20 protein-coding genes are annotated in these 23,741 nt (G+C 41.0%); all 20 read right to left on the bottom strand.

The features are described 5' to 3' along the window. Positions 1–12 precede the first annotated feature (12 nt). The 20 genes from BLS20_RS01015 to BLS20_RS00925 all read right to left on the bottom strand — a co-directional run bounded on the left by BLS20_RS01015 (position 13) and on the right by BLS20_RS00925 (position 23,728). Positions 13–8,796 carry a leucine-rich repeat protein gene (locus BLS20_RS01015; RefSeq protein WP_090171153.1) on the bottom strand — a complete coding sequence of 2,928 codons (8,784 nt, stop codon included), beginning with the start codon at positions 8,794–8,796 and terminating at the stop codon, positions 13–15. Between the two features lie 401 nt (positions 8,797–9,197). Then, complete coding sequence (locus BLS20_RS01010) at positions 9,198–9,380, bottom strand: hypothetical protein (protein WP_090171149.1); 183 nt, start codon at positions 9,378–9,380, stop codon at positions 9,198–9,200. 88 nt (positions 9,381–9,468) lie between these two features. Continuing rightward, entirely contained in the window at positions 9,469–11,232 is a 1,764-nt protein-coding gene (locus BLS20_RS01005) for a sensor domain-containing diguanylate cyclase (RefSeq protein WP_090171146.1), read from the bottom strand. Positions 11,233–11,531: 299 nt separating this feature from the next. Beyond that, a complete protein-coding gene (locus BLS20_RS13615; RefSeq protein WP_176762223.1) occupies positions 11,532–11,672 on the bottom strand; it encodes a hypothetical protein in 141 nt (46 codons plus the stop codon). A gap of 63 nt (positions 11,673–11,735) precedes the next feature. Further along, positions 11,736–12,206 carry a hypothetical protein gene (locus BLS20_RS00995; protein WP_090171143.1) on the bottom strand — a complete coding sequence of 157 codons (471 nt, stop codon included), beginning with the start codon at positions 12,204–12,206 and terminating at the stop codon, positions 11,736–11,738. After that, positions 12,203–12,664: a DUF3990 domain-containing protein gene (locus BLS20_RS00990; RefSeq protein ID WP_090171140.1), complete on the bottom strand. Its 462-nt coding sequence runs from the start codon at positions 12,662–12,664 to the stop codon at positions 12,203–12,205. Before BLS20_RS00990 ends, BLS20_RS00995 begins: the two co-directional genes overlap by 4 nt. A 150-nt stretch (positions 12,665–12,814) precedes the next feature. Beyond that, positions 12,815–13,024 (bottom strand): hypothetical protein, encoded by a 210-nt coding sequence (locus BLS20_RS00985; protein ID WP_341443169.1) that lies wholly within the window; start codon positions 13,022–13,024, stop codon positions 12,815–12,817. Positions 13,025–13,163: 139 nt separating this feature from the next. Then, entirely contained in the window at positions 13,164–13,325 is a 162-nt protein-coding gene (locus tag BLS20_RS13610) for a hypothetical protein (RefSeq protein ID WP_176762222.1), read from the bottom strand. Further along, complete coding sequence (locus BLS20_RS00980) at positions 13,325–13,864, bottom strand: type IV toxin-antitoxin system AbiEi family antitoxin domain-containing protein (RefSeq protein ID WP_090171138.1); 540 nt, start codon at positions 13,862–13,864, stop codon at positions 13,325–13,327. Before BLS20_RS00980 ends, BLS20_RS13610 begins: the two co-directional genes overlap by 1 nt. A 328-nt stretch (positions 13,865–14,192) precedes the next feature. After that, positions 14,193–14,450 carry a metallophosphoesterase gene (locus BLS20_RS00975; RefSeq protein ID WP_090171135.1) on the bottom strand — a complete coding sequence of 86 codons (258 nt, stop codon included), beginning with the start codon at positions 14,448–14,450 and terminating at the stop codon, positions 14,193–14,195. Further along, positions 14,443–15,012: a metallophosphoesterase gene (locus BLS20_RS00970; protein WP_090171133.1), complete on the bottom strand. Its 570-nt coding sequence runs from the start codon at positions 15,010–15,012 to the stop codon at positions 14,443–14,445. Before BLS20_RS00970 ends, BLS20_RS00975 begins: the two co-directional genes overlap by 8 nt. Beyond that, positions 14,993–15,535 carry a metallophosphoesterase gene (locus tag BLS20_RS00965; protein WP_090171130.1) on the bottom strand — a complete coding sequence of 181 codons (543 nt, stop codon included), beginning with the start codon at positions 15,533–15,535 and terminating at the stop codon, positions 14,993–14,995. Before BLS20_RS00965 ends, BLS20_RS00970 begins: the two co-directional genes overlap by 20 nt. Positions 15,536–15,637: 102 nt before the next feature. Continuing rightward, positions 15,638–15,913: a helix-turn-helix domain-containing protein gene (locus BLS20_RS00960; protein WP_090171127.1), complete on the bottom strand. Its 276-nt coding sequence runs from the start codon at positions 15,911–15,913 to the stop codon at positions 15,638–15,640. Positions 15,914–16,053: 140 nt separating this feature from the next. Beyond that, positions 16,054–16,245, bottom strand: a complete 192-nt coding sequence (locus BLS20_RS00955) for a PLP-dependent transferase (RefSeq protein ID WP_341443168.1) — start codon at positions 16,243–16,245, stop codon at positions 16,054–16,056. After that, entirely contained in the window at positions 16,230–17,156 is a 927-nt protein-coding gene (locus BLS20_RS00950; RefSeq protein WP_090171124.1) for a glycyl-radical enzyme activating protein, read from the bottom strand. Before BLS20_RS00950 ends, BLS20_RS00955 begins: the two co-directional genes overlap by 16 nt. A 2-nt stretch (positions 17,157–17,158) precedes the next feature. Beyond that, complete coding sequence (hpsG, locus tag BLS20_RS00945; RefSeq protein WP_090171121.1) at positions 17,159–19,630, bottom strand: (2S)-3-sulfopropanediol dehydratase; 2,472 nt, start codon at positions 19,628–19,630, stop codon at positions 17,159–17,161. A 17-nt stretch (positions 19,631–19,647) separates the two neighbouring features. After that, positions 19,648–20,706, bottom strand: coding sequence for an aliphatic sulfonate ABC transporter substrate-binding protein (locus tag BLS20_RS00940; RefSeq protein WP_090171117.1), 1,059 nt, complete (start codon positions 20,704–20,706; stop codon positions 19,648–19,650). A gap of 12 nt (positions 20,707–20,718) precedes the next feature. Continuing rightward, the gene (locus BLS20_RS00935) at positions 20,719–21,498 is read right to left on the bottom strand and encodes an ABC transporter ATP-binding protein (protein WP_090171114.1); all 780 of its coding nucleotides are present in this window, start codon (positions 21,496–21,498) and stop codon (positions 20,719–20,721) included. Continuing rightward, the gene (locus BLS20_RS00930; RefSeq protein WP_090171111.1) at positions 21,489–22,241 is read right to left on the bottom strand and encodes an ABC transporter permease; all 753 of its coding nucleotides are present in this window, start codon (positions 22,239–22,241) and stop codon (positions 21,489–21,491) included. The genes BLS20_RS00935 and BLS20_RS00930 overlap by 10 nt, the downstream gene beginning before the upstream one ends. A gap of 305 nt (positions 22,242–22,546) precedes the next feature. Next, on the bottom strand, positions 22,547–23,728 hold the full coding sequence (locus tag BLS20_RS00925) for a pyridoxal phosphate-dependent aminotransferase (protein ID WP_090171108.1): 1,182 nt from the start codon (positions 23,726–23,728) through the stop codon (positions 22,547–22,549). Positions 23,729–23,741 lie beyond the last annotated feature (13 nt).

The raw sequence follows: 23,741 nt of genomic DNA, 5'->3' as shown, positions 1-23,741 counted from the left end.
TTTACTGCTTCCCTAAGAATGTACTTTTGCTTTTTTACTAAGACCGGCTTTTCTTAAATATTTTCTGTACGCCTTTACTTTTGAAGAAGGCACTTTTACCTTCATCTTCTTGGATGTTTTGGCAAATGCTTTTTTCCCGATACTCTTGCTTGTTAAGCTTGCAGAAGCTATGGTCAGGGATTTAAGCTTTTTATCTTTGTAGAATGCCTTTTCTCCAATGGTTGTTAAATACTTTCCGGACAATTTTACCCGGGTAAGATTTTTGTAATTCATAAATGCTTTAGAAGCAATTCCGGTAACTTTATAGCTTTTACTTCCGATTTTAACGGTTGCCGGTATGGAGACGCTCTTAACTTTTTTCGAGGATGCTCCAAGAACCTGTACCCGATTGGAAGAAATCACCTGGTATTTAATACCGTTTATGGTTTTCTTGTAACCTTTTGCAATTTTTGACGTTCCGGAGGAGGTATTGGTCTTTGCCTCACCGGAAGTAGTGCTGCCACTGTTTTCCTCGGATGCAGGCTTGTCCTTATCCTCTGGCGTTTTATTCTCGTCACTTCCATTTTCTTCCGATTCGGAAGATTCTGAGTCCTCTGTAACCGTAACTTTGGTAACCGCCTGATATTTGCCGTCTTTCGTGATTACAGTAATATTTGCCGTGCCTTTGGAAAGAGCCGTTACAACACCCTGGGATGTTACCGTGGCTACTTCTTCATTATCACTGGCATAAGTGAATTTTTGCTCCGTTGCATTTGCAGGCGTTGTTACCGGCACTACTGTGCCTTCACTGCCCTTGCTTAAAGCGAGCTCAGATTCTTTCATCTGAAGTCCTTCCACCGCTACATAGTCGGCAGCGGCTGCCTTTACGGCTTGTGTGAAGGCGTTGGAAGAATAGGTTGCCCCACTTACGGTATCCACATCAGCCTGTGCTGCTTCCGATACATCCATTCCCACATAGGTGCTCTTCAGCTTGGAAAAAGCCGTTGACATATAGCCCTTATTTTCACTGGTTGTAGTTCCGGTATACTCTAAGTCAATGTCGGCAATTTCTCCGTTAAATACTTTCAGGGTTACGCAAATTTCATATCCGTAATAATCAACGCTAACAGTCTTAGACAGCAGTGATGTATCACTGAGGCAAATATATTCTGCCGAAATCTCACGGCTGCTTTCCATTCCGTCTGCCACGGCAATGGCTCTTACGATTGCCGATTCTTTCAAGGTAAAGGCCTTGGTGTATATCTGGCTATCGGTTGTAGGCTCCGTTCCGTCCAACGTATAATAAATGGTTGCATTCTTTGTTGCGGTAGTGATTCGGATTTCTTTTGATCCGTCAAACACCTTATTGGACGCTCCGTCCAAGCTGGAAATTTTTGGTGTGTTTGCGCAGGAAACCAACTGTTCAATGGCTTTTTGCAGTTTGCTTAATGCCGTCTTCACTTCGGTTTCCGTAATCTTATCGTCATCCAGCGCCGCCTCTACTGCATCAATTTCTTCCTGCAATGCATCATAGGATTCCTGAGTATAATCATCCTCCGCATATTCTACTGCCTCATTTAACAGCGCATCTAGTTCATCGGTGTCGACAGCCTCTTCCCCTTCATAACGCACCACTTTCATGGCGGAAGTATCATCAAAGGAGAGATAAACCGTATTGTCCAGACTGTAAGTCGAGGTGGAATTGGTATAGTGATAATGCAGGTTCATAATAAAGGTTTCCAAAGAGGAAATATTCATCTCAAATACCCGAATTCCTCTGGCACTTGCATCTTTTACCATATCGGCATATACCTGGGTGTTTGTTGTGTCAATATATTCCACACCATCCACGTTTTGACCGTTTACGGAATATCCGTAAATCTCACCCGGGGCAAAATAAATATCCAAAGTCCAGGTGTGATCTTCATTGTAGGTTACCAGTGCTTTTTCCCGAAGCATGGAGTTTGCCATACTGGTATTGCTGCCGGCCGCATCCGTCACCAACGTTACGTTGGTAGAATACGTCCTACCCTCTACCAGCTCGATTTCCAAAGCTTCATAAGCTTCCAACAAATCATCGTAAGCTTCGTTTACTTCCGTCTGGTTAGCCAGAATGTCATTATAAACTTTCTGTGCAGCCTTTCGCGCAGTGTAGAACGGTCGATAGGTTGCCGTTGTATAATCATCGGAAACACAATCATTTGCCGTATCAAGAAGTTCTTCCAATTCGGATTTGTCCGCTGCAATTGCAATGGTAGTGGTATCAACGGTAAGCATTGCTTTCACCGTATCATTGTCCTCGGTGGTAACCGTAATCAAAATTCCTTCCGTCAGGGACGTAGCCGGAATAATGAAGTAACCGTTTTTGTCGGTTGCGACCCTCTTTCCGTCAACAACTACCTTGGAAACATTTTCCAGAGGCAGATAAATTTTGCTCTCTTTTTCTCCTACGGTAAATGCTACCGCACCATCATAAGAATCTGTGAGCACATTTGTCTGTGCATCTTCCGAATCCGTTAAGGATGCGGATGCCACATAGTCTCCTGTTTCCATTACATCCCCAAGGGAAATGCGAAGATCTTCATAAAGATCACAGTAAGTAGTATCCCTTGCATAGGCGCGAATGGTGGTTCCTGCTTCATCAACAGAAGCGGTATAAGTATTTTCTCCGGAATAATCCTGTAGCAGCGTCTCATTTCCATCTTCATCCACAGATACAAACCGGTATTCTTTTGTTCCGATTCCTCCGACGGCTTTTGCCGTCACCTTTGTGGTACTAGAAGCCGTAGGCTGAGAAATCTTAACCGTAAGGCTCATAGGCGTATACGTCTTAATTTCTGCCGAACCCTTTTTGGTTTTGATGGCAGATACCTGTTCCTCTGCCAGAGCATAGGCATCGGAATCTTCCTGAGCATAGAAGGTCACGCTGGTTGCATTCGTAAATGCACTGTCATCGATATTTTTCACCGTATCGCTTAACACAACCTTCTTTAAGGAGCTGGTTGCAATGGAGCCGGTAATGGATTTTACTCCGTCCCCAAAGTACATGGTTTTGGCGCTGTTATAATAAGTGTTGCCCACAACCGTATCATTACCGCTCTTAATCACAAGATGCTCTAAACTCGTCATAAAGCTGAGTGCATTATCCTCAATGGTTGCGATGTCTCCTTCCAGCGTAAGGGACGTGATGGCGGTACTCATAAAGGCAAAGGCTCCGATGGTAGTCAATTCCTTCGGGAACTCTACTTCTGCCAGGCTGCTGCATCCGTTAAAGGCACTGATATTAATTGTTGTCAGTCCTTCCCCGAATATTGCTTTTTTCATCTTGGTTGCATTTCTAAAAGCAAACGGATCAATGGTTGTAACTCCTTCCGGTGCCGTATAGGTTGCGGTTGTTTTTGCCGGTGCATACAAAAGCAGTCTGGAATTGTCTGCACTGTAAAGCACATTATCTGCCGCTCTAAAATATTTGTTATCTTCATCCACGGTAATGGTGGAAATATAATTATTTCCCGTAAATACATTTACTCCGATTTCTTTTACCTTAGATCCCAAAGAAACATTGGTAATGCTCTGGAGATTAATAAATGCTGCATCTCCTATGGTTTCTACCGTATCCGGCAATGTTACGTCCGTCATGGCTTTTTGATAATAAGACGTGTCCGATGCAAAGGCATACTCGCCGATTTCTTTTAAGAAATCCCCAAAGTCCGGCTGCACCAGAATATTTGAAAACGCATATTTGCCAAGAGTTTCGGTATGATTTAAATCAACCTTTGTTACCGAGAAGCAGTTGGCAAAGGTGTGATTTCCTATTTTCTTAACAGAATCCGGAAGTACCACTTCCACAAGGCCGGACAAATAAAATGCCTGAGATTTAATGGTCGTCAAACTGCAGTCGTTCTCATACAATACATGCTGCAGATTTGTCATATTGTAGAAAGCCTGTGCTTCTATAGTGGTTACCGAACTTAACAGGGTAAAGGAGTTGTTTTCTACTATCTCCGCCTGCAAATAAGGAACACCAATCAAGCGAGTATAATCTGCGCTGTACAAAACACCGTCTTCTCCCACCGTAAGATTCTGATTGTCCTCAGATACCGTAATGGTCTTCAAGGAATAATCCGCTGCAAAGGGAGTTTCCAGATCCTCCAAATTCGCCCCGATGTGTACACTCTCCAGAGAAGAAGAGGATACAACAAGGCTTGGTCCTACGTAAGTTACGCTGTCAGGAATGGTAAGACTCACCAGGCCGGTAGAGCTAAAGGCTGCCTCTCCAATGGACGTCAGTCCTTCATTTAACCGGATTGTCTCCAAAGAAGTGTCCTCCATAAAGGCCCCGGCTCCAATTGTCCTAAGGGAATCCGGGCAGGTAAAGCTCCGTAGTGAGCTTCCCCCGAATCCATGGTCTCCAATGCTTTTTACATTTTCCGGAATGGTAATTTCCTCCACCCCGCAGGCTGCAAATGCGTAACTTCCAATGGTCTTTAAGGAATCCGGCAGCTGAATATCTTTCAGTGCCCCCGTATTGTAAAACGCATAATCCGGTATGGACGTTACCCCTTCCGGAATGGTAATGGAAGTAATCGGGTCATAATAAAACATTAAAGAACTCAATTCCCGAACCGAGGAGGGAATGTCAATACTGCTAAGACAAATGCAATAGTTAAAAGCTCCTTCCCCAATGGTGTACAGTTTACTGTTTTCCGAAAATGTTACGCTGGTCAGCTTCTGACAATTATCAAAAGCATGATATCCGATTGTAACAACACTGGAAGGAATGTTCACGGAAATAACCGGCCTTGCATAAAAAGCATATTCTCCGATTTCCGTTACACCTTCCGGAATCTCTACATCCGTTTCCCATCCGTCATAACTAGTAAGCACGCCATTCTCATCAATGGTAAAGTCATCATAATTTTCCGGCCGAACAATTACTGCGCAGGAATCGGAATAGGTTTTTCCGCTTTTCGTTACCGAAGCCGTCACCGTCACTTCTCCGGTGGAAACTGCCGTTACCACTCCATTTTCATCCACGGTGGCTAAGGTTTCATCGCTGCTTTCCCAGCTGATGGTTGAGCCTTCCAAAGAGGGCGATAAGATTGCGTGAAGTTCCACGGTTTCTCCCATCAGTACTTCTACGCTGTCCCGGCTAAGTAAAAGGCCTTGGCTTTCTGACACTTCCGTTACCGTAACTTCGCAGGTAGCTACTACGCCATCTGCCTCCGTTTGCGCCGTAATGGTGGCTGTTCCGCTGGACACTGCCGTAACCAGTCCGTCTTCCGATACAGTGGCAACACTTTCATCACTGCTGGTCCATGTGATACCGTCCTTTGTCACTTCTTCCGGAGAAAGAGTGGCAGTAAGCTGTTTTTCCTGACCTTTGGTCAAGGTAAGATCTGTTTCGTTTAGCTCCACCGATTCCGGATAAGTATCCTGGATTACAACTTTGCTTTCCGAATAATTCACGGCATAATCATATACATCTACGTAAATAACATCCGTGCGGGCTCCGTCAACGCCCTCCAAATCTTCTAACAGCTCATCGTAGTCAAAATAATAATCATATTCATTAGCATCCGCTGTTTCATTGGAAGGACTTTCAAAATAAATCGTTTTCAATAAGCTTCCGTTGGATGTGGTTAACTGTGCTGCCGTCAAATAGTGATTATCGGAAAAAGTAATATGCAGCTGCTTTTTCCCACTGTCCGTTTCTGTGATCTCCACATTTTTTACAACAGGATCCTGCGTGTCATATTCAAAGTCAAAGGTCCAGGTATCGGTTTTTGGATCTTCATCATCATCGTCGCCGCATCCCGTTGCCGTAATGGTCATAGTATAAGTGCCATCGGCAACTTTATTTCCGTCGTTGTCTTTTCCTTCAAATACCGGGGTCTCATCCATAAAGGCCTCTGCATAAAGCATGGTTGCATAGGTCGTAGAATAATAAGACTTTCTGATATCTTCATATTCTTTATTCCATACCACATTTCCGTCAGCATCCGTAACTTCATAAGTCATTTTTGCCGCACTTCTTAAAAGTCCCGTTACGGTAGTCAGACTGGTAAAAATCTGTGCCAAAGAATCTTTGGAAATCGCATAACGATCCGCATTATAAGATCCGGTAAAGATATTTTGTCCTAAATAATAGTAGGAATTAGATCCGCTGTATACCGCAGACTGTTTGTAATAATAAGTAGTATCCTCATCTCCGAGAGAATTTTCAATAATATCTTCCGAAGACCAGTCTCCGTAAAAGCCAAGATACGGGAAGGACAAATCCGAGCCACTCTCGTCTTGTGCCTTTAACTGAACAAAACCTTCAATAAAAGTTCCGTTAACGGCTTCCTTAACTGCTTCTTTAAAGGAATCTTCCGCTTTAATGGTAACTTGTACCTCTGCGCTCTTGCCTCCTGCCACTTTCAGGGTCGTGCCGTCTTCTTCCAGTCCGCTGTAGGAGATATCAATTCCGTTTCCTGCATAATCAATATCCGACTGGGTGAAGTGCTCATTTTCAATGGCCTCAGATAATGCCGATGTGTCTAATGTATAGGACAGATTCTCATCAGTCAGGTTATGTACCGTAAAACGGATGGTATATTCTCCGTTTTCATCATCCCCAAGTTCTGCCTTCGGCTTAGCATCATCTGCTCCATCCACGGTAATATACGCTTTTGCGTTTTCCACATTTTGAATGTTGGCTTTTCCCGCTCCTTGTTGTCTTGGGGAATAATAAGTTCCGCCGGAACTTTGCGTAAGCGGTGTGGCAGTACACATCAAAAGGTTACTGATAAGATTATTTTTTTCCGTATCCGAATACCCTTCAAAAGTATCCGACGTTTCCACATACTGTCTTACCAGTGCCGTTAATCCGGTAACCTGAGGGGTCGCCATGGATGTACCGCTCATAGTAGAGTAGGAATCTCCCGGTACCGATGAATAAATAGATCCGCCCGGCGCCGTAATTTCCGGCTTCAGTTTCAAATCCGGAGTCACACCCCAAGACGAGAAATCTGACATCGTAATATTTTGCTGATACGTATAATCCGCACTTGCCGTAAAGGTCTTATCCTCTGCCTTTAATAATGCCTCGCCATCTTCTTTTGAAATAAATACGCTGACAAAGGTCTGGGTAATTCCACCCATATCCACCAAACTGTCGGATTCTACATTATTGTAAACAATAATTCCTTCGGCTCCCGCAGCCGCTGCGTTATTCGCTTTTGCCTCAAAGGTCAGATTGTTCCCGTCTTCATCGGTTCCTCCTCTTTGGATTAACGCATATTTCCCGGTTAAATCGCCGGCCTTCTCAATATCACTTTCGGAGCCTTGTCCGCAATCCACATATTCCTGGGTGTCATTCACCGTTTTCAAATATGTTTTTGTCCCATCACTGATGGTTGCTTCCCGATATTTAATCTGCTGATCTCCTGCCGCAAGGAAATAATAACCGCATCCCACATTGTTGGAACTTGCCACAGAAAGCGCTGTGCTTTCCGTAGAAGGCGTAGCCACCATACCGTTATCCGGATTGTTTACGCTTGCAAGACCGGTGCCGTCCTGGGCTCCGTAATAACTTTGGCTGTAAGCATTTCCGGCTGCAACATTTAAGGAAATTCCTGCATTTCCCACATTCTCATAGATTCTTTCATAGGTCTCTTCGCTGTACGTAGAAAATCCCACATCAGCCCCCAAAGACATATTTATGGAATCCACTCCTAAAACATAGGCATCTTCCACCGCAGCAATAATCACGGAATCATATCCCGCACCGGTAGAATCCGTAAAAGCCTTCATAACCACAATCTGGGCATCCGGCGCAACGCCGACGATTTCATCTCCTCCATTGGCTGCCGCAATTCCGGCAACATGGGTTCCGTGACTTAAATCTACCGTAGTGCCTGGTATGGCATCGGCATCATTGTCTGCATAATCAAAGGTGTAAGGAAATTTCTCATTATGATAAACATCATCTGCCTTGATGCTATCCAAACTTTCCTTTGCATTCAGATTATCCAATACCTCGGAGACATCTTCCTCTGTCATGGACGCATTGGATATTTCTCCGGAAAAAGCTTCGTGATTAATATCCACGCCGCTGTCAATAATGGCAATCACCTGTCCTTCTCCGGTAAGATCCGTACTATCGGCTCCCACCATTTCCAGAGAACTTTCATTTTGATAGGTAGTATCGGAAGATGTGGTATCTTCCAGATAATGCACATCTTCAACAAATGCATTTTTCACTCCGCTTAAAGCCCGAATATCATCTACATACTGATATTCCACTTCTACGGCAAAACCGTTCATAACATGGAAATAATCATATCTCACGTCAAAAACAACTTCGTCGGATTCTTCCTGGGAATCATCATATAATTCCGCATCCGATTCTTCCGTATCTTCTGATACCAGTTTCTCGATCTTGTTTTTCACCCGTTTATGTTCATAGTTCTTAACAAGAGATTGGAAAAACGTCATGTCTGTACTTTCCACAGCATCCCCGTTAAGTTCAACAATTACGGTAACCTGATCCGTTGGCTCATAGCCATCCTCCTCATCTACAAGATCTGCCGTAAGAAGATCCGCATTCCCTTCCAATATTTCGGCAATATTGGTAGAAGCCCGGGCCTCTCCTTCTTCTGTCACATCCTGCACGGTCAGGCCCTCGTCAGAAGTACTGGTTTCTTCTTCCGACGCCTCCGCTTCCGATGTTTCTGTATCGGAAGTTCCCGCTTCAGAAGCCTTGACAGTCTCCAAATTTCCCGAACCAATCACCAATGCAGCCATAAAAATGGCAATACACTTCTTTTTCATTATAGTCTCCTCTTCCCAATTAATATCTTTGTTTCACAAAACAGGCCGCAGCCTTACTTGAATTAGCCTATCACAACTCAAACGAAATACACAGAAAAAAGTTGTAGCATTAGTGCTACAACTTTCGTTAATTTACAAACAATCCGAGGAGGTTTCCTTCTATAATACTATTGTTTTCTCATATTTCCCATTTGTTGCAAAACGCTACATTTTTTCAAAATCCGATCCAAAACCTTCAAAAACAATGACTTGACAAAAGGGTTTGCCCTGAGAAATTTTAAGCCTGTAATACAAAGCATACGAAAAATCGAATGAAGCGGATTTTTGAAAAAGGTCCGGTGGACCAGAAGTTATCAATAGTTATACCGATTTATATCGCACCAACTACGTTTTGACTAAATCTACTCTACAAGAAACCATTCTGCGTGAACTGCACTTCCGCGAACATCGACGATTTCTTCTTTTTTCATTTTCTGAAGAAGATTAGAAAGCTTCTTATACTGTTTTTCTTCCGTTAGAACATCAGGAAATGCATGTTTTACCGCTTCATAAATATCGGCTTTCTTTAAAGATCCGTTCTTCAATGCAGAAATATCTGGAAACTATCACATGAAGAAAGCTCGTCTTCAATAGACGTTAATATCTGCCATTAATTTTTCTATTCTAAAGCTCCTACCTATACACCATCTTATTTCTACCAGCCTCTTTTGCCTCGTAGAGCGCATCATCGACACGCTTGAAAGCAGTGTCAATGGTATCATCTGGGCGGAGGAGCGTTACGCCACCGCTGATGGTGATATGGCCGACCACATCGAACTCTGTTTTTTCAACATAGGAACGGATGGATTCTGCGACCATGAGAGCTTTTTCGCGATTGCTGTACGGCGAAAGTATTAGGAACTCCTCGCCGCCCCAGCGACCGATGATGTCCTTCTGTGTGACAAAGGATTTCAGCCGGTCCACGCCTTCCTTTAGAATCATATCTCCGACGTCATGTCCATACGTGTCGTTTACATGCTTAAAATGATCTATATCAACCAGGAGCAACATGATTTCACCCTCAGAACCGAAATCGTCGATGTACTTCTGCATGAAATGATTCAATGCTCGACGATTGTAAATCTGGGTCAGCTCATCGAGGCTAGCCACCTTAAACAGCTGATCTACCGCAAAACGCAGATCCGAAGTCGTAGCTTCCAGGAAGCGTACCAACCTGCTCGACAGAGGTTTGAATCCGATGAAATAATCCTTTGGTATGTCGATATCTTTGAACTTGCGAGCCTGCTCCTCTGCCGTAATTTCGCCTTCACGAATTCCCACTGCAACGAGCGACGCGTTCAAAAAACCACGAAGTCCATTTGCGTGCAGGATCTCGCCGTATCCATGAGCCCAGGTCGCGCACGGATTTACATTTTCGTAGAAATCCAATTCAAGCTCAGCCGAATCATCTCCGACCAGCATACGTCTGCTCATGCAAACATATATCAACAATGCTTCCGGATGGAATCCAAACATTCTCTTTGCATTAAGGTATGATTCATCCAGCAAATACTGCTCCGTCGCATATCCCAAACTAACCGTGCTACCTTCTGGAATTTGAACTGCAAACTCGAGCGCACCGTCTTTTTTCCGATAATCCAACGCAACTCTGGCGAGATAATGTCCATGCTGTCGCAGCATAAACGGGAATGAACTCGTATTTTCAAAGAAATACTCATTCATTTCCACACCGAGATGCTCTTTATAAACATCAAATGCCGGTTTGTTGTCGATTTCGTATACGACGCCCTTGTCATCAGACTTCGTTACGACGAGCTCTTTACCGAGGGACTTAAAGCCGAGATTGTAATCGTACGCAAAATGCAATTCCGTTCCGCAAAAAGCAACCGCCACAATCGCTCTGTCATATATGCAATTTCCGACAAAGATGAGAGGTCTGTCGTCCCCCATACGCTTCGTTCCGGCAAGCGCACCGAACACCACGAGCTCGCAATCCAGCTCGTTTATACAATCGATAAAAGGTTCTGGACAAAGGCTGAAATCCGAAGACATCATGAGAATCGCCTTCGTCGACTCATATCCGCGAAGCACGCATTTGTATTCTTTGCCGGCCTCTCGCGGCGTCTGCAAATGACAATCAAACACGTCGATTTCGAATGAGCTTCGCTCAAAAAACAGCACCGTACACACTGTATAAGGAATCGAGTGCGTCTCCTTACTCAGCGCGCCGTGACTCGTCATGCCGATGATCTGTAGCTTACCAAGCTCACTCACCAGCTTATCTAAATCTTCCTGTATCGGTCCGACCACGCAGTCCTGTTCGACGATCTGCAGAAATCCCTTCAAGCCATCATGATACTCCGAAAGGCCCTGAATTTCTGCAATCATCTCATCTAAAGTCAGATCTTCATTTAAGATATACCGATATTGTTTCATAGCGTACCCCCTTTGAAAAAACGACCTATATAATGTAAGTATGCCACTAAATCATCTATTCTATTAGAATCTATATGGATAAAGTCCATCCTTGAGCTTTGCTTTTTCTAGACATATTACACCCCATTTTTATAAGAAAAACAGTTTAATTAGGCCACAACTGATATCCCTGTCTACGAGCACTGTCATAAACGGGTTCCATATTTTTTCTCAGCATATTATAAAACTCTTCCTTCGACTTTCCTTTATGGTATAAATCGCTTCCCCATATCGAATGAAGATTATCTCTATAACAAGATTCAAATAATCTGTGAACACGCATAGTATGGAACGTTCTTCGTAAGCTGATCTTTGTATTTCTTTAATTCTTTGTCGAAATCATAATCCACTAGAGCTGCCTTAATCTCATCCGCATCTGCATCAGAGCGTAATCCTGACAACTCCTTTAGTCGAAGAATCCATTTTCCTTTATATTTGTTGGCATATAATGCCCCTCCAATCCTTTAGAACCCTCCAGTCTGATAAGCTCTTGCAATAACGTATGATGGCTCATAAAATGCGCTGCAATTGTAATTATCAATCACATCACAAATCTCATTATTGTATACGCGAAGAATTCCATCAGCATAATCTTCCTTGGAATTCATCGTATCTACAATCAACCTCTGATATACGTTCCCCATCTCAAGAGCAGTAGGTATTTTTTCTGCTAACTCCTTATCAACATTTGTAATATCAAAATCACTAGTTTCAAGGTTGTATTCTTTAATCCAATCATCTTCTACTTTCAAAGGATTTTCGGCGTGCAATACGTTAGCAACACTCAATAAATGGGATAAGCCTTCCTTCCCAATTGCATTTACCACATAGCGATTTCTTTGATGAAGATGTCGAGCCACGCGTTCTATCATGTAGCAAACAAAATAAAGATCATTCTTTTCTATATCTTCTTCCGGGAAATATTTATTTTTCATAACGTATCACTCCCTTCGAATGTAAGTGTCTTTAATGCGGCTTCTGTACAATAAACAATCTGATGTGTCGGATGATTAAATTTAACAATCTCCCAAAATGCTTCTCTGGTAATACGACCTTCAATATATTCTTCTACGAAGTTCCAAATCTGATCGTCTGCCATAGGCCCTTCCACAATATCATAGTCATGGAGTGTTCCCCGCCTGCACTCAGCTACAAAATCAAGCCATTCATCCGTCATCTTAGAAAATGTTTTAATCTTTAATCCTGTATTTTCAGTATAACTATATCTGTTAACAACAGATTCACCTTTTCGGGTTAATGCCCATCGTTTTGTCTGTTTGTCATATTGGGAGCAATAGAATCCATATCCGAAATCCTTGTAAAAACCATTTTGGAGAAGACGAGGTTCTGCTACTTCTACATTACTACCATGATATACAATAATCTTCTCCATTATTTCACCCTCCTGCCTTTTTTCATTATAATAAACACTTTATAAAAAACATATCAAGCCACTCATTTCTATAAAACATTTCCGTAGCAGACTTATTATCTACCTTAATTTCCGTTATCATTTCATAAGGATTATATGTAATATGTTTTTTCATGATATGAATCCACGCACACAGATTCGATATAATCCCCCCTGGCTTCGCAACCACATTTCAATTCCCTTCCCAAACACCTCCGCGCAAATAGTATACACGCCGTTTTCTTCGTGAAGTATTTTTGCAGTTGGAATTCGATCCAATACAGCATCCACATCTAATCCCGAGTACTTGAACTTAATCCGTTGAAGTTTTCCTCCATACATAAATTGAATACGTTTCCGAAATTCTCCTTCTTCAAAACGACTACTATATGGAATATGAAATCTATCCTCAGTTACCAACAATCCTTTTATCCGATCAATACGATAAATCGTTATTACCCCTAATAGTATACGGGACTCTCTACAAAATGTTTTCGTATATAAGTTTTATCATTATTATAGCCACAATCACGATAATAATTATAGCCTTCAGCACAATATCCTGGCACACTCTTGCCTCTGCAAACAATTCGCTGTATCCGTCTTTCAAATACTCGGATACCATTATTTCAAAAGCAATCATCAGTATACCTCCGTTCGCAGAGTTCTAATCACTTTATCACTTTTCGGTACAGCTTCTGCGTAATTTCGTATCTTTTCTGTATTTAACTGCGGTAAGATTCTGCGGTAGTTTCCCAGAATCTCTTTATAATAATTAAATGGTAATTTGCTCTTATATCTGACCAATTCGATAAGCATACGTTCTCTGTCAAAAATCTGCAGATCATAACCCTTATACTCCATTGTTGTCCTTCCCTGACCAAGGAGTTCCTTCGGCATGAATATCTGTTTCACTCGCTTATCCGATATGGGTGCGGCTTCTCTTTTTGTCTCCATAGTACACACGTCCGGGACTTCATCCGTAAATCCATACAGATAAAAAGCCGTATCCATCGTGATAATTGCATTTGGATACTTGTATGAAAGCAGCGCCAGTTCAGGGACATATTCTTTTTCTGAAAAAATACCCTTATCCACCCGGAAAAGCTTTCCTTCCGCAACCATCTGATTGATAAAATAATCCGATCCGTATTCTTTTAGACATTCAGTCCGTGTCTTCATCAAAATCACCGCCTTTATACAAACATCTGCATTTTTGTTTGTTTTGCATAGGATTATCAGAGTCTTGCTTATTAAATATCAATCGAGTTGTTCACCTTAAAAGGTGTAAACGGGGTGTAATCTTTGTCTTCAACCCAATGGTACATAGTTTCTCCTTTCGATTCCCTACCCGTCAAAATAGCATTGTCCTGCTAAATCGCTTAAATATATCACAACGTCTGTTATGCTGCAGTACAAAAATACCAAACTAAAATCATTTTATTCATAATCATGCTCGAGAATATCTGTCAACGATAAATGCTTATACAAAGTATCTCCGCTCATAACATCAATTGACGCTCAACTGCCGGGATAATGATCTATGATTTCCATAGCATAGTAGAAAGTTCGGATGACGCTCTATAAATTCTTCAACTGCATCAAAGGTCTCACCATACAATCCCAAATTCTTTTCCTGATCCCAGTCATCAACAAGATCTCCAAGACAAACTATTTTGTTATATTCATTTTGAGAAAGAAGTTCCTCTGCCTTATCAAATATCCAAGGCTTCAGATGAACATCCGGAATTACAAAGACCTTACTCATTACGCTTCATCTTCCTTTCCACCGCACGATCTATTGTCACGCGATGAATACTTTCAATATCTGACAGGATACCATCCTTTATGATCTTTCCAAGATTGGTGGGCGTATAACCACATACATTGGCAGCAAGGTTGATATGCTTGCAACCATCTTTGTACGCTTCCATATTATTATGATCGTGCCCATGGATGTTCAAACACCAGGAAAGCCCGTACACAGGCTCATGTGAAAGAAGGATCTTGTCCGAAATAAACAACGGTCCAGCATATACTTCGCTGAACAGATCTTTATATGCTCCACGCGCATCATGATTTCCCAAGAGCAAAATCTTTTTACGCGCTTTAATCATAGGTACATACTTCGGATCACCAACATCGCCTAGGCAAACAAAGGTATCTCCTTTGCCTACCATTCCATTGATTATATCAAGTTGTTCCTCCGGCGTGATCCAATTTGGATCCATCAATTTGCAATCACTGTCTGAGAAATGCAGATCCGAAAGAATATATACACTACCGCCTTCAGACCAATGACGGAATGGTTCATATAATGTTGTGATCATCTACATTCACCTGCTCTCCAAAGAAATCTATTATCTGCTTTACCGAAACCGGAAAGAAGTTATTAGCATCTACTCCGACATCATATCGCCTGATCCCCTCTGCACGATTTGCTTCATTATATTCCATACGAGCATGTATATGACCGTGCAATTGGTATCCTCCGCTACTTTTCTTTGGCCATGACAACATCGGATAATGCATCAATGCAAAGTTACGACCGTCTACAGAAACTTTCATAAAATCCTGTATATCCACAAAAAGCCTCGGATCGTATTTCTTATCATGGTTTCCGATTATCAGATATTTTTTTCCATTCATCTTTCTGATGAGATCATCCGCGTCCTCAACTTTCATATGATGGCAGATATCTCCCAGAACATAAACCGTATCATTCTTATGAACTACGGAATTAAAATTTTGTAGCAGTACACGATCCATCTCTTCTACTGATTCAAACGGACGCTTCTGCATATTGATTATGGCTCTATGGCCAAAATGCATATCAGCTGTAAAATATACCATTTCTATACCCTCATCGAAGTTTCCAATGCCCACCTCGTAAAGAACAGAACAAAAGCAACCGGTAACAACAAAAGCTTCAGGAGTTTTCGTAATATGAACATATTAACCGATCCTCCCTTCACGCAGCTCGTTCATCACCTTATAGGCAATCAAACGTAAAACATACTCCGGCATCGCTCTCCGGCCAAGTTCCCATTCCTGCATAGTACGATAAGGCACCCCCAACCACAAAGAAAAATCCGTCCTACTCATACCGGACTTTTCCCTGATCATCTTGAAACAATAAGCAATACGGCGGCGATTAGCCTCCTTATCAGCCTTATCATACTTTTCAACTTCAATCTCGATACCTTCGAGGTTATATATCTCTTTCTTCATAAGCACCTCCTTGGTGTAGTCAATGCATATACTTCTGCCTATATTATATTGTAGTCATTGACTACATGTCAAAGCAAAAATAAGCTATCTACGAAGACAGACTCTAGACGTAGATAGCTATTTTTTTGATGTTAAAAGTTTCATTTAGATACAGAAAAGAATTTGATTACCATGGATAAAGCTGCCATTCCTGATGAACAGGCAACTGAAGCCAACCCATTTTCCAGCTTTGTAATGCGATTCTCAAAGGCACTAATTGTTGGATTTGCCACTCTAGTGTAACAATAGCCCATCTTCGTATTGCCAAAGATTCCTGCTAAATCCCCTGCCACCCTTCATCCTCAAGCTGAGAACTGATATTATTAAATTCGAACTTCCTCAGGCCTTCAAATAGTGTTTGGTTCAGTTCTACCTCTCCCATCATATAGCTTCTATGTAAAGAGGTATATTTGCCTTCTCCAAGTCGATGATATTTAAGCAATTCATACCTTACGTTGCTATATCCTCTGATAAAATCTGCTATGTCTGATATTGCCTTTTCACTATCGTTTACACCTGGTATTACCGGTGTCCGTACGTGGATAGGAAGCTCAGGATAAGCCTCTTTTATTAGCTTGAAATTATTAAGAATCACTTCATTGCTAACACCTGTCACACTTTTGTGTACATCATCATCTAAAGTCTTTATATCCATCAATAAATAATCCAACTTACCTGCTATTTTAATAAAGTCGGCAGCGTCAGCGAATCCTGTTGTTTCGATTGCCGTATTAATCCCGTTGTCCTTTGCTGCATTAAGCAGCTGATAAGTAAATTGAGGCTGCATTAACGGCTCTCCTCCACTAATGGTAAGGCCACCCTCTTCATCTCCATAGAAAATTTCATCCCTGTCAATCTGCTTTAAAACTTGGTCCACAGTTGTCTCGTAACCTATTACATGCAAAGCCTTTGAAGGACAGGCACGGTCAATTGCATCTCTTTCAGCGTCATCATAATTTTCCCAGAATAGTTCATCATAGGAAAAATAAGGCTTTAATTTAAGATTGGAATTTACACAGCTGCTGCAGCCAATACATTTACTTTTTGTCCAAGCTACCTGAGGTGATTGTATTTGTGATTCAGGGTTAGCGCACCATTTACATCTGAGAGGACATCCCTTTTCAAAAACGACAGTCCTGATACCAGGACCGTCGTGTACAGAAAATCTTTGTATATTGAAAATAATTCCCTTTGTATTATCCATAATTATGCAATCTCATCATGAGCTGTTCGATTTAGCACATCATCCTGAAGATTTGGCGAAAGTTCCACAAAATATGCACTATAGCCTGCCACTCTAACAAGTAAACTTCTATATTTCTCAGGATGAGCTTTTGCATCAAGAAGCGTTTCTCTATTGATGATGTTAAATTGTAGATGCCAAAGCTTTAAATCTCTCCAGCTTTTAATAAACTGCACCAGTTTTTTTGTTCCTATATCTCCTGCTACGCTTGATGGTGTCAGCTTTATGTTTAAAAGTCTGGCAGCTCGGTTGTTATAGTTAGTATTTTTTGTTTTGTAATTAGATAAAAGCACTGCTGTAGGACCATGCTCATCAGCTCCCTGAGAAGCAGATGAACCATCTGAAAGAGCAGTTTCTGCAAACCTACCATTTGGCGTAGCACCAACCACTGTGCCAAACGGAACATTAACTGACTGAGAAACATATCTTAGATCCATATAAATACCAATATTTTTAGCATACTGACTAACAAACTTTACAGCCTCCCTATCAATACGCTTTGCTATGGCATCAACATACTCATCATCGTTACCATATTTAGGTGCATTGACAAGTCGTTGTCTGATAGTCTCCGCTCCTTCAAAATTATTTTTAAGAGACTCTATCAGCTCATCCCATGTGATTGTCTTATCTTCATAAACGCACTTTTTAATTGCAGCTAGCGAATCAGCAACAGTTCCAAAACCTATGAAATCAAAAAATCCTGCATCAAATCCTCCTGGAATTTTTTCACTATGTAAATCCTTTCCTTCTTTCATGCAAAGAGCGTGAAGTGATGAACCCAGCGGAGAAGCAAAATGCTTTGGCCTTGTTCTATTTGCAACAAACTGTTGTCTTAAAGCCTGCTTGAGAAGATACTGCTCCTGTGCCACGAAGGCGTTTTCTAAATCCTGATAGGTTTCAAAGACTGTTGCATCACCGGTTTCAATAGTAAGAAGCTCATCACCATATTTAAGCATTCTACCATTATAAAGAGTCAGCTCTAAAATAGCTGCAAGATTTATAAATGGACATGGTGTTGTAAAAGTATCTAAATTAGGCATTCTAACCTCTGTACAGCCTGAAACTGCATAATCATTTGCCGATGCAAAATCCGCCCCCTTTGAAACAAGAATTGGTATGATTTCTTCATCATTAATAAGCTTAGGAAATCCGGAACCATCTTTGATTGTAATTGCAATCTCCCTCAAAAATCTCTCTGGAGAACCTGCATGTACTCTGGCTGCCAGGTCAGGATAATTAAGTGGAAACTCCCTTTTGTCCTCCAACAACAAATATGACAAATCATTTGTTGCGTCATATCCATCTTCGTCCACTCCGCCAATGGTAACAGCCTCCCAGTGGGCATAGCCCTCATGGAACTTGACACCAGCAGGGCTTACAAACAAATCCTGATACTGCGCCATTGCAAGCCACACACATCTAAACAATTCCTTGGCCTTTTCAGGAGTAATCCTGCCCTCTTTTAAATCCTTTTCATAATATGGATAAAGATACTGATCCATACGTCCGTTTGAAATAGTTGCTCCTGTCTTTTGTTCAAGTCTGGAGAACATCTGTATAAACCACTGAGCCTGCAACGCTTCGTGGAATGTCTCTGCCGGCTTTGCTGGAACCTTGTAGCAGATTCTTGCGATTTCAAGCAATTCATCCCTTCTGTTGCTGTCTGTTTCAATCTCAGCAAGCCTTTTTGCCTCATCACCATGACGTTTAGCCCAAAGAATAATTGCATCACTAACAATAATTATGCTCTCGTAAAATTCAGCCTTATCAACTGTATCATGAGGGTCAAACTCATCCAAGGAATCAAGTGCTTTCTGAGCTTCTGCTTTAATTGCCTCAAATCCAAAATCAATTCCCTTTTTATAATCATGAACCCATTGCAATGCAGAGCGCATAGATGAGGACTCATTTAAAATAAATCTCGATGAAAACAAATCCTTTGGGTCATAGGTAATTTTTAGCACATCCTTTGGCATTGCATGAGCAAAATCCTCATAATAGGTTTTTCCCTGCCAATATGGCGCAATTTCTTCTTCAATAATCTTTATGTCCTCTGGAGCTATTTCGAATGGTGACTCAATTCTGCTGCTAGCCTGCTTTACAAACTGATGCAGAAAACATCCATCCAATTCCGGATAAATTATTCCGTATTTTCCTTGCTTGCCACCTCTTCCAACTATAAGCTGGGAATCGTCAATGACAACATCAATTTTTTTCGCAATGTTATACAACGCCTTCGCCCATCTTAGTGACAAGGCCTGACCTTCAGTTTCTTTAAAAGACTCTGTAAAATACTTAGCCCTTTGAACATCCACGACAGATTTTGAATTCTGAAAGCTGTCGTAGATTTTTTGTTCTCTTCCCTTTAGCTCAACTCTACCCTTATTTTTCTCTATTCTCTCTTCCTGCGGAGACAGTAAAACACTAGCCATTTATACATCCCTTTTTCCTATTTTTTATACTGACTGTAATCTACCTGTGAAATTAAATCCGTATTTACGTAGTCCTCTATTGAGTATTCCTCTGTAAGCGTACCTATTGTTACAAGGAAGCTAATTGTATCCTGTAAACTGTCGATATCATCCTGAGTAATATCAACTGTATAATCCCAGTTAGAAGCCACAGTAAGAACCTGGTCTTCATCAAGCGATAAATACTCTGCTACAGCTGAAAGTGTTTCATCGGAAATATTTTCAATCTCAGCGACCCCTCTTGCATACTGCTCGATGATAACCTTGATAACCTCAGGATTTTCCTCCACAAATTTACTATCTGCTACAAGTGGATTAACTCCTAAAAGTCCCACATCGCCACCATATGTAAGCACCTTAGCAGTACCGTTTTCCACAAGTCTTGTCACATTTGGCTCCCAAATTGCAACAGCATCTGCCTCACCTGTTGATAACACAGTGCCGGCATCACCGGCGGAAATGTTTATAAGGTTCACATTATCAAAGGTAAGTCCCTCTGTTTCCAACGCCTTTTCAAACAGATTATGTCCTGTAGAACCAAGAGTAGTAGCTATTGTTTTTCCTTCTAAATCTGCTATTGAAGCTATATCTGAATCAGCAGCTGTCAATATTGCATAGGCTTTCTCTCCTTCAGCAGCAATTGAAATAACCTGATTGTCCTGTCCTGCTGCAATAGCTGAAACTGTAGGTACATCTCCTAATGTTCCGATATCTGACAAGTCAGCAGCCATTGATTCATTGATAGGTGGGCCAGACTCGAAATCATTCCATACTACTTCTACACCATAATCTGCAAGAGCTTCCTCTAGCCAGCCCTCTTCCCTTGCAATAATAAGTGGAATAAAGGCTCCTGATGGTTGAATGGCGATATTCACCGTAGAGGCACCCTCTGCAGTTGCATCCTCATCTGACTCAGCTTCTTCCGTAGAAGCCGTAGACGTCTCACCATCGTTTGAAGCTGTTGTGCTACCGCATCCAACAACAAGTCCTGTAAGCATTCCTGTCACTAATAATAAACTAAGCAGTTTCTTTTTCATCTTTTTATCCTCCTAAATTATATAATCTAAATCTATTTGTTGCTCAGCAAAGAATTCATTAAATATCAATTTTCTAATTGCTAAAAATTCAGTATTATTTCTGTTTCTTGGCTCAGCTAACTCTACATTAACAATTCGTTTTATCGTCCCCGGTCTCGATGACATTACAACGATTCTATCTGCCAAATATACGGCTTCATCTATATCATGGGTGACCAGAATCATCGTTGTTTTTTGTGTTTTATGAATCCTTTTTACCTCCTGCTGCATCTGTATTTTTGTGAATGCATCCAAGGCTCCAAATGGTTCATCTAATAGCAGTATCTCCGGCTGATTAACTAATGCTCTGGCTATACCAGCCCTTTGAGCCATACCTCCTGAAAGCTGCTTTGGATAGGACTTCTCAAAGCCTTTCAATCCTACCAGCTCGATGTGTTCTGCCACCTTTTTCTTCTTTTCTTCCTTGGTTCCTTCGTTCAAAACATAGCTAATATTGTCTTCTATATTTAACCAAGGAAATAAGCGATGCTCCTGAAAAACCATTCCTCTAGTTTTCTCTGGTCTCGTAACTCTTTCTCCATCTACTATTATCTCCCCTTCATGTTCTACATCTAATCCAGCGATTGATCTAAGTAATGTACTTTTGCCACATCCACTGGCTCCTACAATACAAATAAATTCTCCCTCTTTTACTGTTAGATTTATATCCCTTAGAACTTGAAATTTCTCACCATCTTTTTCAAAAAACTTGTTTACTCCAGTTATCTTAAGATACTCATTATTTATACCCATTTAATCACCCTGCTCTCAATAAGTTTTAGTAATGAATCCATTAGCTTGCCAATAAGACCGATGATTAACATTCCAACTATTACCACATCCGTCTGTCCAAACTGTCTGGCATTCATAATCATATAACCAAGACCAGTGTTACTAGAAACCAATTCTGCTGCAACAACACACATCCAACACGAGCTAAGGCCTACTCGAAAGCCTGTAAATATATTAGGTGCCGCTCCTGGAATAATCACTTTAACTACATGCTTGGCAAATGGCGTCTCTGCAACCTCTGATACCTCAAGAAGCTTTACATCCGCTTGTCTTATTCCATCTACAACATTCACCAGCATTGTGAAAAATCCACCTAGAAAAATTAAAAAAATCTTTCCTGATTCTCCAATTCCAAACCACAATATAACAAGTGGAATCCATGCGATCGGTGGAATAGGCTTTATAATCTGTACCAGTAAATCTGTAATTCGACGTACGTGTTCAAAAAGTCCAATAAAAATACCAAGTATAAGCCCTAGTCCCATTGCAAGGAAATATCCTTTTAGAACTCTTACTATACTTATCAATAAATTCGATAATAAGGTTCCCTGTTTAACTAACGATTCAAAGGTACCAAGCACCTTTGCCGGGGCTGGAAGCACAACCGGATTAAGTCTCCCACTAACGTTCATCAGCTGCCAGAACACGATAATGGCTAATAACAGAGCAACGTATTCGACTCCGTAAAAAAACTTTTTTTGCATAAATATACTTCCCTCTATTCACTATTTTCCTACTAGGCTGATAGGATAATAACAAATATATTGGAGGAGTTCAATATGTTTGGTTGCTGAATAAAATTATAGCTGGCTATAGATTAAATCTATAGCCAGCTATAATCTGGAAAATTTTATAAAGTCATGCTGATTGCTCCTAAAAGTTCTCCTACCTCTTCGTCTGTAGGTATGCCCTACTATAGGAATTAAAATAAACAATTTACTTTATAATCAAAATCATCGGATAATCCTCTATATAAACAAAGGAGTCCGATGATTTTTTATTATAAAAATTATTTTATGAAACTTTTTCGAGCAGGTATTTTTTTTCGAATGTCCTCTAAACGATTTAGTGCTTCAAATAATGTTTCATCCTTTTTCGCAAAATGAAGTCTGATCAAATGATTAACCGGTTCCCTGAAAAAGCTTGAACCCGGAACAGCACCAACCCCAACATCACGGGCAAGTGTTTCACAGAATTCCAAATCAGATTCAAATCCAAATTCAGATATATCCAACAAAATATAATATGCACCTTGAGGTGTTGTGTGTGCAATGCCGATATCATCAAGCCCCTTTAAGAAAAGTTCTCTTTTATGAGTGTACTTATCCAGCAACCACTTATAGTAATCATCTCCAAATTTCAGACCTGTAATTGCTGCTTCCTGTAATGGCGCAGCGGCACCTACTGTAAGGAAATCATGTACTTTTTTGGCAACATCTATTATATTTGGTGGTGCAATAATATATCCAAGTCTCCAACCTGTTATTGAATATGTTTTTGATAGTGAAGAACATGTTATTGTTCTTTCCCACATACCCGGTAATGATGCAAAATATATATGCTTGTTTGGCTCATATACAATATGTTCATAAACCTCATCTGTAATTACAAATGTATCATATTTTTGAGCTAAATCAGCTATTATTTTTAATTCATCATATGTAAACACCTTTCCACATGGATTAGATGGATTACAAAGAATCAATGCTTTTGGATTCTGCTTAAAAGCAGCCTCCAGCTCATCAGCATCAAAATTAAATTCAGGTGGATAAAGAGGAACATATATTGGCTCTGCACCTGTAAGAATCGTATCTGCACCATAGTTTTCATAAAATGGTGAGAACACAATCACTTTATCTCCGGGATTTGCAACTGTCATCATCGCCGCCATCATTGCTTCAGTGCTTCCACATGTTACCACGATTTCACAGTTTGGGTCGACTGTTCTCCCCATAAGGCGCGATTGCTTTTGTGCCAATGCTTCCCTAAAATTTTGTGCTCCCCATGTAATTGAATACTGATGGAAATCTTCTTTTGAAACTTGTGCAAGTCGGTCAAGAATCTCTTTTGGTGGTTCAAAATCAGGAAAACCCTGAGACAAATTTACCGCACCATACTTTTTCGACACTCGAGTCATACGACGTATCACCGAATCTGTAAATGTTTCTGTTCTTTTTGAAAGTTCAGGCATACAGTTTGCCTCC

The sequence above is a fragment of the Eubacterium oxidoreducens genome (assembly GCF_900104415.1).
GTDB classification, from domain to species: domain Bacteria; phylum Bacillota; class Clostridia; order Lachnospirales; family Lachnospiraceae; genus Eubacterium_C; species Eubacterium_C oxidoreducens.
This window is presented reverse-complemented; position numbering and strand designations above follow the sequence as displayed.